This window comes from Sphingorhabdus pulchriflava, from assembly GCF_003367235.1.
GTDB classification, from domain to species: domain Bacteria; phylum Pseudomonadota; class Alphaproteobacteria; order Sphingomonadales; family Sphingomonadaceae; genus Sphingorhabdus_B; species Sphingorhabdus_B pulchriflava.
The window spans coordinates 292,680-308,672 of record NZ_QRGP01000003.1 but is presented as its reverse complement, the minus strand read 5'-3'; the positions used below and the strand labels follow the sequence as shown (position 1 = coordinate 308,672).

General features: G+C 56.9%; 3 protein-coding genes. All 3 read right to left on the bottom strand.

Annotated elements, in window-relative coordinates:
- Positions 1-13: 13 nt before the first annotated feature.
- The 3 genes from DXH95_RS15570 to DXH95_RS15560 are packed head-to-tail and all read right to left on the bottom strand — an operon-like array spanning position 14 to position 15,690.
- Positions 14-1,963: a TolC family protein gene (locus DXH95_RS15570; RefSeq protein WP_239016694.1), complete on the bottom strand. Its 1,950-nt coding sequence runs from the start codon at positions 1,961-1,963 to the stop codon at positions 14-16.
- Positions 1,964-1,977: 14 nt separating this feature from the next.
- Positions 1,978-2,688 carry an OmpA family protein gene (locus tag DXH95_RS15565; RefSeq protein WP_181883716.1) on the bottom strand — a complete coding sequence of 237 codons (711 nt, stop codon included), beginning with the start codon at positions 2,686-2,688 and terminating at the stop codon, positions 1,978-1,980.
- A 39-nt stretch (positions 2,689-2,727) separates the two neighbouring features.
- On the bottom strand, positions 2,728-15,690 hold the full coding sequence (locus DXH95_RS15560) for a DUF5801 repeats-in-toxin domain-containing protein (protein ID WP_115550471.1): 12,963 nt from the start codon (positions 15,688-15,690) through the stop codon (positions 2,728-2,730).
- Positions 15,691-15,993: the final 303 nt, after the last annotated feature.

Sequence of the window (15,993 nt, the reverse complement as noted above, 5' to 3'; positions counted from 1 at the left end):
GTGGTCCCTGACCTTAGCGCGGATAGCGACGGCGGTTAAGTTCCGCTGGGTCAGATGGACCATAATTATATTTTTCACGTGCATAGGCATCGCCTGCTGCCGGTGCGCTTAGCCCCAGCGTTTCGAGCAGGTTGTTGGTCGCAGCCAGCACCTGATATTCGGCAAACTGCTCGGCAAAACGGGCCGTTTCGAGTCGGACCTGCACATTATAGCGGGTGTTCTGGGCATCGAGCACGTCCAGCAGCGAGCGCCGACCGACGTTGAACTGTTCGCGATAGGACAGAAGCAGATCGTCGCTGACGCGGCTTTGTACTTCCAGTTCCTGGCCGACCTTGTCCTGCGTCGACATGCTGTTCCATGCCTTGCGGACATCTTCTTCAGCATAGCGGACAAGTTCGTGCAGGCGGAAACGCGACTCGCTCGCGCGACGCACCATTTCCTGATATTTCGCACGGTTGATACCGCCGTCGAAAACATTCCATTTCAGGACAACGCGCGCTTGCACATCGTTGGTTTCGCCCGCGAAACCGTCAATATCCTCACCCACGCGACCCCGGGCTTCGACACCGATGGTTGGGTAAAGATCGCCATTGGCCTTTTCGATCATAGCGTGCGCCGCATCGACATCCGCCATGGCCTCAAGCACCTTGGGGTTTTCCTGACGGGCCTGCGCGATGGCGTCATTGATCGTCGGCGTAACCGCAGCCCGCTTTGAGGCAGGCACGGTGACGCTGTTGACCGAAAGGCCGGTCAGCGTCTGCAGCATAATCTGCGCATTAACGAGGGCTTCTTCAGCCTCGGTCTTACGCACAATTGCCGCCTGCAAACGTTCTTGCGCCTGCTGTTGATCGGCAATGCTGATCGAGCCCTGCTGTACGCCCTGACCCAGATCCCCCACAAGGTTGCGGTGGAAGGTCACATTGTCCTCGGCGGCGGCAACCACGCGCTGCTGCAGCAGGATGTCGAGATACTGGCGGGTAACCAGCAAAGCGATATTTTCTGATCGTTCCGCCACCCGCAGGGCCGCACCGTCAGTGCGCGCTGCCTGACGCATCAGTTCACCATGGCGGCGACCAAAATCAACTATCGTCTGCTCAGCAAAAATGCCGGCTTCGAGCGGATAGAGTTCTTTGTCGGCAATACCCAGCGTACGCCGCGTATTGTTTTCCAGACGACGAATGCCAGCGGATGCCTCGATATCGACACGCGGCAGGTATAGTCCCTGTGCCTGTTCGCGTTCGAATTCGATCGCTTCCTTGTTCATGATTGCCTGGTTGACTTCGGGGTTTGTTTCCAGAGCAGCTGAGATAGCCTGCTCCAGCGAGACATTTTCCGAGCCATACATCGCGCCCGATGCTGCCATAGCGACAGGTGCTGCAGCATTGGCCGACGCACCATCAAAGAAGATATAGGTGGGTGCGGCCAGTGCCGACGCCGCAGCGACCGGTTCGGCGGCTTGCGGAACGATATTCACAGCAGCCTGTGGCGCTACGGTTTCTGTCAGAGCAGGCATAGCTGCGACTTTGACCTTCTCCACAGTCAAAATATCGGCCAGCGCTGAACCAGCTGCGGGAACTGCCGCAGTTCCTGCTTCCATTTTGATTTCAACTGGAAGCGCAACCGCTTCGGCAACAGGCGCTGTACTCAGGCTGGCAATTGCGATCGGAGCCGCAGCCGGAGCGGAGGCGGGTTCAATCGCGGCAAGTGCGGTTGTTGCTTCGACAACGGGCAAAGCTGCAACAGCAGCCAAACCGACTTCGGCTGGCAACTCTACGGGTGCCGAAGCGGCCGCAATGGCGGCCACTGCTTGCGCGAGATCCACCTTCGGTGTCGGCACGATTGCACCGGAAACCGGCTTGGCCGAAGTCGCAAGCGACAGTCCGGAAAGATTGGGATCTCCCATCGTGCCGGAATTGCTCGTCACAACCGAAGCCGTGAACAGAAGGGCAATGCTTGTTTTCATCGTTCTTCTCCCTGTCAGTTCGCTGCTGTCACTTCGACGCGGCGGTTGGTCGGATTACGTTCGCCATCGGGCGTTTCGACCTTTGGTTCGGATTCGCCCTTGGCGGACACAGCCAAAGCCGATGCCGCAATACCGAGCGATTGCATGCGCGCAGAAACGGCTTGGGCACGGCGCATCGAAAGCGCGTCATTATATTTGTCGGAACCCGAGCGATCAGTGTGGCCAATGATCGTGAAGCGGTTCCAACGGCACTGCGCCATATTCTGTTTCGTGAACGACAATGTCTCATCGATATTTGCCGGAAGTTCCGATGAATCAAATTCGAAAAAGACGGTTGCGGCCAGCGCAGATTCACAGGCCGTGCTCGGCGGTGGGGGCGGCGGCGGGATTACAACGGGCTGAGGATCGGGTGCCCGCATCGACATCATGGCGTGAAAGCGTTCGCAACGCGAGAGGCTTTCCGGGTCGCGGATCGAGTTTTTGAGGAAACCGGAGGCAATTCCACACCAGGCCTTCGCTTCCGAGGCCCACATATGGCGGCTGTCGGTGGCGGATAAAATTTCGGGGGATTGGGTCGCGGCAAGGGCTTCGTCATAGCGACGCTGCACTTCGGGGCGCAATTGCCCAACCTCCATGCTTGAAAGCCCGGATTCCTGCGCAGATGCAGCTTGGCTCCACCCGCAAGCAGCCACCAGGCCAACACCTATGGACAGCAGCTTCTTCATGTTAACGTCCTCCATTTTATCCGGCACTTTATGCCCCAATTATGCATGACTTGCCGCCATTTCCTGCAGCTGATCAGAAACAGTGATCGATGAGAAATGCGCGAATGAGTCTGCGTTGACCGGCATATCGATCAGCGCAGCGGCGAAATCTTCGCTGCCGCCAAATGCGTCATTCGCACCCAGCAACGGCCCATCGGCAGCTCCGGTCAGCTGATCGAGCAGATGGTCGATGCCATTGTCGTTCAGCGTATCGGCGATGACTTCCTGCAGTGCTGCGGTCTGCACCTCGACCGCACCATCAGATGCCGTGTGGGCAATCAGCAAGGCTTCCATCGAACCGATTTCAACCGGCATCGACAGCATCGACAATGCATCGTGGACAATCGGTTCCGCCGCAGCCTGATTGAAGTCCGCCTGATCGATATCGAAGCGTTCCTGCTGGTCAAAGCGATTGGCATCCCACAATTGCGTGGTGGGCATGTCGTCTTGCTGCACCAGTTCGACAGTTTCGACCTTCAACAGATCCTGTGCGGACAGCGCAGACTGTTCAATGCCATCGGCTTGATATGGCTGGTTGGCAGCCTGCGACACGTTGTCGATATCGAGTTCGCGCGATACCAGACTTTCGCGTGCAGCGCCTGCTGACGCATCCTGAAGCAGGATGTCTGCCCCTGCCAGCGCGACCAGTGAAGCTGCCACCAACGTGTTAGCCTGCACCTGCTCGCGCTGCTGCGTCTGGGCAGCGCCGGTCGCAAAGCTCGCGTCAGCAACCAAGCCGGTCGAACCGTCAGCCTTGGTGTAGTCTGACGTGCCATGGACGGTGACGTCTCCACCGGCGGCTGCATATTCAACACCATCCGACACCAGATTGATGCTCGCAATGCCGGCATCAGACAGGCTTTGGAATTCGCCCGCATCGGTCACACCGTTGCTGTTCGCATCCTGCCAGACGCCAAACTTGGCGAAATCAGCATCGTTTGCATCCAGCACGCCATCCTTGTTGCTGTCATAATTGGCAGCGAGGCCTTCAAGGTCGGTCAGGTTGTTACCGCCAAAGACGATTTCGGATCCATCGTTGACGATGCCATCGCCGTTACGATCAATCGCCAATATGCCATCATCGCTGCCGACCCATGCAGTGCTTTCAGGGCTGCCGTCGCCAGCATAGTCGAAGGTGACACCTGCGGCCAAAGCAACAAATTCGGCTCCATCGCCATCCAGATCCAGGACAACTGGCGGAACACCACCGTTGACGCGAAGTGTCTGACCAACCGCGTCTCCATCGGCATCGGTGACCGTCACATCAATGTTGAGTTTTAGTTGCTGTGTATTCTGGGTGCGTTGAATGAACCCGATGTCGATGATTTTGATGACGTCCGTATCGCTGGTCGTGCTGTCAAAGGTATCATTATTCGTCGAGGCACCACTTGCACCGGTAGCACGATTAAGATTGATGGCATTTGTTCCAGCGGCAAGGGTTATACCGTTGGTCGACGTCATCAACTGGGCGCCATAAATCTGATAGTTTTCGCTACCGAAGTTATAGTCATTGCCTTCAATGATGATCACACCATCAGCATCGCCATAAGCAATACCCAGCGGGTTTGCGCCATCGGCAGGCTTCCAGATATCTCCACTGTCAACGACGATAGCGCGCGTAGTGACTGAATTGTCGTCAGGATCGACCAGCTTGAGGATCACCACAAGATCTTCACTTGAGCCGAGTTGGTCAACCTTCAGGAAGATTGTGTCAGCGCGAGCAGTGCCCGCTCCGGGGTTAACCACTCCTCCCGGACTTGCTGTGTAGAAATCAAGGTTCAACACCTCAGAATTCTGTAGAGTATCTGAAGATACACCATTTTCACTTCCGGTAACACTGACCCAGCCTTGTGTTCCTGCGAATGTTTCATTGGTGGCAAAGGTGCTGTTACCGCCTGCATTCATACCGCCGTTAATCCCGGTAAAGCGAACGAAGAAGTCGGTGTCCAGACGCGACACGACAATCTCAGGCTGCGATGCAGCAGAGCCATCCAGATTAAAGCTTTCCTGCGAAATCGTGCCGCTCGTGGTCACGGTTTCGAAGGTGGCGATGGGCTGGTTCAGCGTAATCGTATATTGCCCCGCGCTCTTGTTGAACGAGAGCGTGCCCGTCGACGTTGCAGTTTGCACGCCAGCCAGGTTAGGATCGGAATCATACTGGAAGGAGAATGTAAACGTCGCCGAAGTCGCCGTTTCGCCTGTCTTAGTTGTAACAACATTGGTGATGGCACTTGAACCAACCAGGCCCGACAGGGCGACCGAAGTGAAATCGCCATTTGCCGTCGAGAATGTCGTCCGCGCGTCTGCACCGATTTCATAATCGAACGCACCCGTTGCCGACAAAGCGCTGCCCGTGAGCGTGACATTGCCTGCACTGGTTACAACCGGGGTGTCATCATCAAAGGTGATGTTCAGCACACCGCTATTGGTCGAGCCATCAGTATCCGCAACACGATAGGTCAGCGCGACCGAGGCGTCATTTTCGCCGGCAACATTGCTGTGCAGTACGTTGTCGACGAGAGTAACGGTGTAAGACCCATTGCTCGGATTGTTGAGCTGGACGGTGAACAAGGTATCGCCCACGCGGTCTGCAACAGGTGAAACGCTGATCGCCGCAGTCAGCAGGTTGGTGACGGCATTCCAGCTATAGATTACCGTTTCCTGGCCAATTGTCGCGGTCGTACCTTGCAGCTGGGCGAAGCTGATTGCTGCAATCGGATTGTCCGTCGCGGTGATGTTCAGCGTGCCATTGTAGATGGCCTCGCTGGGATTAGCCGGTGCCGTTTCTCCGACGTTGGCGTCGAGATCGCCGGTGCCACCTGCGTTACCGCTGAGCGCATCGTCGTCGACCGTTGCCGTGACGGGCGCAGTGGCCGGAAGCTCGTTGTTCTCTACCAATACGCTGAGCGTTGCCGAGGCTGTGTCGCCATCACCATCGACGATAGTGTAGTTGAACAGCTCTGTCGTATCTGCCGCAACTGTTCGTGGCGGGGTGTAGCTCCACTGACCTGTAGCGAAGTCGATGATAAACTGGCCGCCAGCCTCGGTCCCAACAAGGATGCTGGTGAAGCCATTGATGGTTGCGCCACCGCCAGAAACGGTGATCTGCGAGCCTGCACCGGTCACTCCGTTCCAGGTGTAAACCGGATCAACCGCCGCAGCTGTCGGGACTGTGATCGACAATATGCGACCGCCATCGGTGCCAAAATCATCGTTAACATCGAGATCGCCGGTAATCGGCGTTGGTGCAAACAGCGCGGTCAGCGTATCGATCAAGTCGTCGAAATTGGCGACCAATATGGGAGCACCTGCACCGTCAACGTCGATTTGCTGCAGATTGCTGTTGTTGATGCCACCACCGACACCGATCGCTGTGACGTTGATATCATTGTTGTTGACGAAGCTGTTCCACAAAGGCCGGATGGTGTCATTCAACGCCTGACCACTGCTACCAGTATTCTGGTTGGGAATGCCGTCGCTCAGGAAGAACACCTGATTGTTGGCCGTCTCATCAGCAGCGTAGTTGGCCAGCAGGGTGGTGATGGCGTCGCTGAAATCCGTGCCACTCGGATCGACTGGACGCGACGATGGATTGATTGCGTCAAGATATGCTTTTGCGCTGGCAGCCGTGGTGAATGTACCACTTGCAACCGCATTAACCGCGAAGAAGACGAACTTTACCGAAACACTGCCACCAGTCGAAGCGAACAGTTCATCGATCGCGGCCTTTACCGCATCACGCTGCGTGTTGAACTCAGTGTTGTCGATGCTGCCCGAGAAATCGAGGACAAACGCCGTGTTGAAATCCTGCAGGACTTCGTTGGTCGTTCCGGATTCTCCGGTCGCTGACGGACCATCATCTTCAAACTTGAAGAGTTGCGAGATGTCGACAGTGTCGGTTGCCCGGTCACCGTCGCCATCGGTCAGAGCGACACCAAGCGACAGCACGCCCGAGTTCATCAATGCTTCGCTGCCACCATTTTCGTCATGGTTGCTGCTGTCATTATGTTCGACAGCGCGGAACTGGTTGATTGTTGCTGTGCCGTTAGCAGGATCGATTGTTATGCGGAAGGATAGTGCACCGGCAGCGTTTCCGACACGACCTTCAACCGTGGTCGCGTTGACCGAGACAAGAACGATGCTGTTGTTCGTCACTGAATCCAGCAGCCCTGAGGTCGCGTTATTTACACCCAGCGAATAGACGCGCGAGGCCTCTCCATCGGCACCGGCATTTGCCGTTACCAGGCTGACGATTGAGCCAGTCGCATAGCCTATGGCACCGACTGCGGCACCGACGGTTGTTTCGTCATTATTGACGCGGCCGCCTTCATTCTGGATCGAACCAGCAGTGCCAAGCGATTCATCGAGGATCAAAGTTGTGCCCGATGCCGCAATGTCGATCAACGGCACATCGTCAATTATATCGACAGTGATCGTGCCGCTAACACTGTTACCATTGGCGTCGGTGGCGGTGTAATTAAACACATCCTTGCCGGTTTCGGTGGTTATCCCGTTGTTGTTATCTGGCGTGGTATCGAATGGCTTGGTCAGCGTGTAGGTGTAGGTACCGTTGCTGTTCAACACCAGCGTACCATAGCTACCACCGCTGGCACTGGTCAGGACAAAGTTGGTCGCCCCTGCAACCGCCAGCGTGCCCTGGGCAACGTCCGAATTTGAGGTCGGATTGCTGCCGTTGACCGTACCCGCAACCGTATCCGGCCCGGCATCATTGACCAAATCGAGACCGGCTTCGTTAACCGCAACCGTGTCATTGTCTGCAACCAGCGTCACCGGCGTCAGGTTGATGGTCAGGGTTGTCGTCGACAGATCGCCGTCCCCGTCGCGGATCGTGTAGACAAAAACGTCTGACTGCGCCGTTGTAATAACATTCGGATCGCCATCGTAGCTGTAGCTGCCATCTGCGTTCAGCGTCAGCTTGCCGTAAAGACCCGTGATTTGTGTGCCGGTTCCGGTTGTAACCGGCGTTGTAAAGTCGCCAGCCAGAGCGCGTACACCAACGACACCACCTGCAGGCGTAGTCGTGGTTGGGCCATCTGTACCGAAAAAGTCATTGCCCAACACATTCCCGACGACAACCTCGCCTTCGACTGCATTGTTGGTGTTTGCCTGTGCCAGCGGGCCATCATCGCGGAAAGTAATGACATTACCGATATTGACCGATGCAGATACCGCATCGCCATCGCCATCGACCACATATTCCACTGCACTGATCACCGACGGGGTCAGCGAGATGTTGTCATTTGCATTGGTTCCGTCAGGATGACGAAGTGACAGATACTGTACCAAGCTGATTTGCGAGGTAACCGCATCTATCCCAACGGCAAAGGCTGCTACACCGCTTTCGCCACCAACACGGCCAACGATCAGACCATTTTCGGCGAACAGGAAGATGCTTTCGCCAGCTGTCGTGTCGACACCTGAGTCGACGCCTTGCGAAGAGATTATGAGGCCATAGGTGACAATCCAGCCATCAGCACCTGGTGCTGCACCAGCGGTGTTGAAATTGCCCGTGCCAACCGCATAACCAAGCGGAGTCGACCCGGCGACATCCAAGTCATCTCCAACATTGGTCACGCCCGCAAATCGGGCAAGCGGGCCAGCAACATCATTGCTGCCTGCGGTTACGCCTTGGGTTTCGTCATGTGTGATGGAAACATTGCCAATCGCAATAGCAGCAACAGGTGTGTCATCATCAACAGTTACGGTAAGGTTTCCGATGGCCGTTGCGGTGTCACCATCCTGGTCAGTGGCGATAACAAGCCCGCCAAACTGCAGCACAATGTCGTTTTCATCAGCCCCTGACGGGTGATCGAGTTTAGCCGACAGCGTGAAGGTCCAGCCGCCGGTTGTGGCATCAAGTGAAAGGGTGAAGACCGTAGCTGCGCCCGCCTTTGCGGTCAGCACGTTGCCAACAACAGTGTAGCTGAGCGGGATGCCACCAGAGGCCAATGCAGGAAGACCCGAGGTGTTGGTCGACAAAGCGTAGGTAAGCGGTGCATCTGCCCCTGCAGAAAACAGTCCTGTTACCGAACCATTTGCAACAAGCGCCTGCCCCGGAACATCATCTGTCCCGCCGGGAAACCCGCCTGGCAAACCATCTTCGTCGACAGTGCCCGAAGTGGTCGCAACAAGCGCGGTCGGGCCATCATCCTCAAAGCGGATGATGCTGCCCAGATCGACATTTGCAGTGTCGGTATCGCCGTCGAAATCGGTCGCGGTAACGCGAAGGCTGAGTGCGCCTGCAGTCAGAGGCGAAGAATCCTCGTCATAGGATGCGCCTCCAGTGGGGTGTTCGACTGCGAGGTTTTGGGTGACGGTCACGGCACCGCTGGTCGGATTGACGCTGACCGTGAAAGCTACAGCGCCGCCAATGCCGCCAACACGGCCCACGATAACGCCTGGTGCATCGGTATAGAGCAGGATCGCGGTGTTGGTGGTTGAGTGCAGAAGTCCCGAATTGGCACCTTCGCTGGGCAGAACAAGGCTGTAGGCATAGCTTGTCGGCGCGTCCGCACTGGTGACAGTGTTGGTAAGCGTGAACAGGCTTGCAGCTGTCATGGTGACGGTGCCCAGGTTTCCGCCTGCCGGATCGACTTCACCGCCTGCTGCGACAACGCCATCGGTTTCGTCGATGCGGATCTGCGTTCCGGTCAATGTCAGGGTGATATCCGGACCGTGATCGGCAAAAGCGATATTACCGCCCAGGTCAATGGTTTCGCTGTCAGATGCCGTGTCGCCGTCATTATCGGTGATGGTCGAAGACGCCGTCAGCGTGATCTTGCCATTTGCCAGCACTGCGACATGATCGTCGAACGGAGCGGCGGTACCGCTCGGGTCCGAAGCCACCGGATGGTCGATCTGCTGATATTGGGTCAGCGTAACAACGCCGGCACCATCCACCGAAACGGCGAAGACGACCGACGCATCGGTTGCGCTGGCAGGTGCCGTGCCCGAGGTCGAGCCAACAACGACATTGCCAATCTTGTACAGATTGATCGCCGCACCATTGCTGGTGAGGCCTGAAACGCCATTGGCGACGTTCAGGGCGAATGCCAGGCTGGGCGCGGCTGCACCATCGGCACCGCCATTCGATGTCAAACCGAATACGCCGCCAAAGTTACCTGAGCTTGAGCTGGTATCGCTATTGGCGCCGATCGTATCAGCATCCTGCGTGACCAACACGACATTGGCATCGCTGCCGACGGTCACATTGAGCGACGGGCCATCGTCCTTGAAGGTTATGCGATCACCAATACCCAAGGTTTCACTGTCAGTGTCACCGTCAAAGTCGGTGATTGTGATCGTCGCATTGATGAGGCCGGAAAGTGTCAGGGCGTCGTCATGCGCCGCACCCGGGCCACCATCGACCAGATGCTCGAGCGGAACGAATTGCGTTACCGTCAGCGTGCCATTGGCATTGATGGTCGCGGTGAAGGCTGTCTTCACTGCGCCGTCATTATAGCTGCCGGTAACGGTCTTGCCGTCGGGCGAGAGCGACAGGCTGATCGCATGGTTGCCAATCGCAGTTTGCAGCGTGGTGACGCCGCCGCCGACAATCGACAAGGCATAGGTCGTCGCGTTGGCCGCTGCCGCACCATCGGCACCAAAAGCCGCCGTTGCCGTTACAATTGCAGCCGCCGATGTCTGGCTGATGCCTGCAACGCCAAAGCCTGCCGGCGAACCGGCGGTGGTTTCATCCAATGTGACCGAGCTGTTGCCTGAGGCGTTGGTCAGAACCGGACCATCATCGGCAAAGCTGATGTTCGCGCCAATATTCACCGTCTCGCTGTCGCTGGCGGTATCGCCATCACCATCGGTGATGGTCGACGACGCGGTCAGTGTAATCGCGCTGTCGAGCAATGCTGCAAACTGGTCGTCATAAGGACCATTGGCTTCACCCGGAAGCGCATGGTCGATTTGGCTGTACTGGGTCAGCGTCACCACACCGGTACCGCTGACAGCTACAGAGAAGACCACCGATGCATCCGTAGCGCTGGCAGGCGCGAGAGCCGAGGTTGAACCGACAATGACATTGCCGATCTTGAACAGGTTGATTGCCACGCCTTGGCTGGTGAGTCCCGAGGCACCACCGGCTGTGTTCAATACAAAGGCAAGTGAAGGTGCAACTGCACCATCCGCACCAGCGGTCGAAGTCAATCCAAACACACCGCCAAAATTGGCAGCACTGGTCGCCACATCTTCCGCCGTCGGAACACCGTCGGTTTCGGCATCCTGGGTAACCAGCGATACACCAGCGTCTTCACCCTTTGTGACGTCCAGCGAAGGGACATCGTCCACCACTGTGACGTTGAACGATCCGGTGGCGCTGTCGGTTTCGCTGTCGGTAACCTCAAAAGTAACGCCGTTCAAAGTGACCGAATCTTCGCTGCCGCTCGCGACATGCTTGACGGGCTGCAAAAGCGTGGTCGAATAGCTGTAGGTCACATCGCCCGGATTGGGGCCAAGCACAGCGCCGGAAACTTCAATCCGGATGACTTCGGCACCGCCACTGCGTCCGACAAGAGCGCCACTTTCCAGCGCAAAAACAACGTCCACGCCATCGAGTGTTTTCAGCTGGCCATCGAGCGCGCCAGTATCGACGAGCTTGATCGAAGCGAGCAGGTTGGCCGGTACGTCGGCACCGAAATTGACCACGGCTGTACCAGAGGCAGTTGCACTTTCGGTCGAATCTGTTTCGCTCGGGCTCGCTTGCAGCGGTGCTGCATCGACATTGGCACCGGGGAGTCCGTCTTCATCGACAGTCAGATTAGAGATGCGAAGGATGTTCGGAATCGAATCCTTCAGCAGGTCGAGCGTAACGGTCGTTGTTGAGGTGTCGCCATCCGAATCGGTGATGGTGTAGGTGAAGCTGTCCGCGCCTTCAGCACCTGCATTCGGTGTATAGGTGAAGGTGCCATCAGCATTATAGACCACGTTGCCCTTCGTAGGACCAGTTGCAACAACTACTCCGGTCGACAGATTGATGCCATCGGCACCCTTCACATCATTGGCAAGCGCATCAAATGTCAGTGCTGCCTGTTCTGCAACCGAATAGGTACCATCGGGATTGGCGGTAGGCACGTCGTCAACAATGCGCACTTCGACCTGATCGGTATCGGTCGAACCGTCAGTATCAGTGACGGCAACATCGAACAATTCGGTCAGGAAATTCTGACCACCCGCATTGGCATGGGCGGTGTTGTCGGTGAGTACATAGCTGTAGCCGATGCTAATCGCGGTCGCGTTGCCATCGACCGGGGCCGAGATTGAAGTGATCGTGAAGGTGCCATATGCAGTCGCAAAGGACTGACCGACAAAAGTTTCAGTACCTTCGATCTTGATCGACGCAATACCGTCAAGGCCATTGACGGTGAAGCTGCCCGTCTGCGTGAGCGAATCCGGAGTGGTGTCCGATCCGGCAGGCTCAAGGCCACGAACCGGCAGATCGTCTTCGTCGACAACCAGGTCAGGGCCTTCGACGTTCAAGCCGTTGATCGTGATGCGATCGTCCGAACCATCAATCCTGATCTCGATTGTCGTGGTCGACGGATCACCGTCGCCATCTGTGATCGTGTAGGTGAATGTTTCGGTTAGGCTATCGTCTCCGTCGAGGCCTTGTATCCGAGGATCTTCATTGTTCAGCTTATAGGTGTAGGTACCATCGGACTCGATAACCAAGGTGCCATAGGTGCCGGCGACATCGCCGCCAACATTACCTGCAACCGGGCCTGCGACCGTACCAAAGACAACGCCAGTGACGCTGGCTCCATCGGCACCGCGTGTATCGGCCACGCCATCGGTTGCATTGGCATCCGCCACATTCGCACCGCTGATGACATTGCCATCGGCGACGGTCGGGCCATCTTCCTTGACGCTATCAATATCGGCACGGGCCGTCGGCACATCGTCAACGATATCGATAACAAGCGTTCCCGGCGTGTTGTCGCCATCCTGATCGGTGACCACAACGGCAAAGTCATCAAAGGTCGCGTCGCCAGAAGTGTTGGTCGTCAGCTCATACTCATAGCCAATCGCACCCGCAGCAATGCTGGTGATGGTCAACGTCCCGAAGCTGCCGGTAAAGGTCTGGCCGACTGCAGTAACCGCTACGCCGTCAATGGTTACCGTCGCCGGGCCATCAGGTGCGGTGTAAGCGATCGTTCCAGCCGTCAGTTCGCTGTCAGCTGTAGCATCAGAACCGGCAGGCAGGCCTGCCTCTTGAACTTGCGTGCCGGCCTCGCCCTCGGTTGGAAGGTCAAGCGTGGTCCGGCTGTCGCCAATGTCGATGGTCAGCGTCGCGGTCGAGGGATCGCCGTCGCCATCGGTGATGGTGTAGGAAAAGACGTCCGAAACGCCACCTGGCGTACCCGGATTCCGAGCATAGCTATAGCTGCCGTCGGCGTTAAGTGTCAGGACGCCATATTGGCCATTGGTGGTGCCATCAACCGCACCTGCACCGCCAAAGCCACTGATTGCGGTGACGGTTACGCCGTCAGCTCCGGGCGTGTCAGCTCCGCCATCGCCTTCAGCATCGGTGATAACATTGCCGGTAGCAGGGCCATATTCGCCAGCTGCGATGCTGTCAGCATCCTTGATTGCGGTGGGCACGTCATCGTGAATGCCGATAACCAGATTATCATTGGCACTGTCGCCGTCGCTGTCAGTCACCACGACATTGAAGCTGTCGGTAGTGCCTTCGCCTGCGGTATTGTCGGTCAGTGTGTAGCTGTAACTGTAAGCGCCAGCCGAGACGGTGACAGTCAGCGTGCCATGCGCGCCGGTGACGGTGCCACCTGCAGTGACATTGACACCGTTGATGACCAGCGATTGCAGCGTATCTCCGCCGGTCGAAACAGCGATAGTGCCGCTGGTGGTTTCGAGGTCGGAAGCTTCGTTCGAACCTGCGGGCTCTCCATCGCGCGCAGGCAGGCCAGCTTCATCGACGAAATTCTCACCGCTGACATCGACGCGCGGCTCCGAGTCTTTGAGCAGCGTGATGGTAACAGTCGCGGTCGATGGATCGCCGTCGCCATCGGTGATGGTGTATTGGAAGGTGACATCACCTTCCTCGCCGGGAGCGGGAGTGTAGGTGAAGGTACCGTCGCCATTATAGACAAGCGAGCCTGCTCCGCTCAGCGATTCTGCGACCACAGCCACGCCAGTCGACAGGTTGACGGCATCCGCGCCCGGAGTGTCGTTGGCAAACACATTGACCGTAACAGGTGCATTTTCAGCGTCCTGTGTCGCGCTGTCGTTCACTGCCAGCGGGGCGTCATCAATGATATTGATGTTCAAATCGTCGCTGGCGACATCACCATCGAGATCGGTAACGACAATCGGGAATGTCACGGTGCTGCCCGCTGTGTTCAGCGTGTTGTCGTTCAGCGTATAGGTGTAGGTAATGCTGCCATTTCCGGTAGCCGGATCATAGCTGTAAGCGGTGATGACCAGTGTGCCGGTTGCGTCCGAAACCACCTGCTGAGGTAGTGAACCAGGCGTAATTGTTACGCCCGCTACTGTTACGCTGCCCACGCCATCGGGCGAGTTGAAAGTGATCGTTCCGCTGGTGCTTTCGGGATTGCCATCGAATTGCGAACCCGAAGGCTCGCCTTCGCGTGAAGGTAGGTGCGGCTCGCGTACTTGTGTGCCATCGCCGATTTCCGGGACAAATACGATCCGGTTGGGCGCATCGCCGATGTTGATGGTCAGCGTGGCTGTCGAAGAGTCACCGTCTCCGTCGGTCAATTGATAGGAAAATACGTCGGTGACACCACCTGGCGTATTGACGTTGCGAACATAGCTGTACGTGCCATTTGCGCCCAGTGTCAGCGTACCATATTGGCCGTTGATCGTGGTGCCTACAGCGCCGAAGCTTCCAGAAGTTCCTGCGCGGATTCCGGTGATAGTACCGCCATCGGCACCCAGAGTATCTGCGCCAGCAGAACCGCTTGTCGTACCTGAGCCCGACAGCACATTGCCCGTTTCAGGCCCATAGGTGCCGCCTGCAACGCTATCGGTATCATTACGCGCAGTTGGTACGTCATCAGCAATCGCGATCGTCAGACGCGCGGTCGACGAATCTCCGTCCGGATCGGTCACAACAACCGTGAACACATCGGTTGTGCTGTCGCCCGTGGTGTTATCGGTCAGACGATAAGTATAGGGAATCTGACCATCGGTCAGTGCACCGAGCGTTAAAACACCATTGGGCGTCGTGATCTGCTGTCCGGCCACCCCGGTATAAACAATGCCATTAATTGTAATCGATCCGATGCCGTCCGGAGACGTTATGATGATCGTACCCGTAGTCGAGTCCGATCCATTGCCCGTCGAAGAACCGGGCGATTCAACATTGCCGTTGGCGCGCGTGCCGGGAAGTCCGACTTCGCTGACATTGTCGATAACGTCCTTGCCTGCAGGGCCGCCGTCCTGAATATTTACGTCCGGGTCGCGATCAACCAGATTGGGAATGATTTCACGCTCTTCCGGTTCCGGGAACGCTAACTGGGTCGGCGGCAAAAGATCGCCACGCGCAAAGGGATCGCCGATATCGCCCACAGGGTCAGCAAAATTACCGCCCGAACTGGTCGGCCGACCGGCTGCAGGAGCAGGCTCCTGTCCAATCAACAGCGCCGCGATGTTGAGCGGCGGGACAGCAATGCCGTCGATTACAAACTGCGGAACAAAAACTGCCCCTTCGGGGATCACCACTTCGCTGCCATCCGGCAATTTGACTATCAGGTCACGCCCAGACACGCGGATATCGTTTAGCGATACGCCCTCTGGCAAAACCAATTGCCCATCCTGCCCCGGCACCAGTGCCGCTGCCTGCAGCGCGAGTTGTACCTGCGCATTTGCGGCCATTGCCGCTGCTGCAAGTGCCGGCGCATCGATTGCGTCCGCAATCATTTCCGGAGCGATATTTGGAGTTTCGGAGTCCATGGCCAAATCCTAGTTAAGCACAGGCAAATCGGTCTGGCAGGCTGCCAGAGCGAGTGTCGGGTTGATGAAAATTGGAGTGAACAGGTGCGGGTTATGGTTAACGGCTGCCTGAGAATCGGATTCGATCCCAGTATAACTTTCGACTCGCAGAGAACGGTCGTGCATGAATATCTTTGCCTCCCATAACAGCTTGCAAACACCCGATTTTTATATTTTCGAGCTGCTTTAGCCGGTCCGTTTGGCGACCCCGTGAATCCTGTTTTTCCGATTCGTTAACAACAGGGTAAGCATGATTGCCGGAGA

What these genes read in the sequence shown, in the direction of transcription:
- DXH95_RS15570 (WP_239016694.1), bottom strand. Translation starts at nt 1,963, where the DNA reads ATGAAAACAAGCATTGCCCTTCTGTTCACGGCTTCGGTTGTGACGAGC.
- DXH95_RS15565 (WP_181883716.1), bottom strand. Translation starts at nt 2,688, where the DNA reads ATGAAGAAGCTGCTGTCCATAGGTGTTGGCCTGGTGGCTGCTTGCGGG.
- DXH95_RS15560 (WP_115550471.1), bottom strand. Translation starts at nt 15,690, where the DNA reads ATGGACTCCGAAACTCCAAATATCGCTCCGGAAATGATTGCGGACGCA.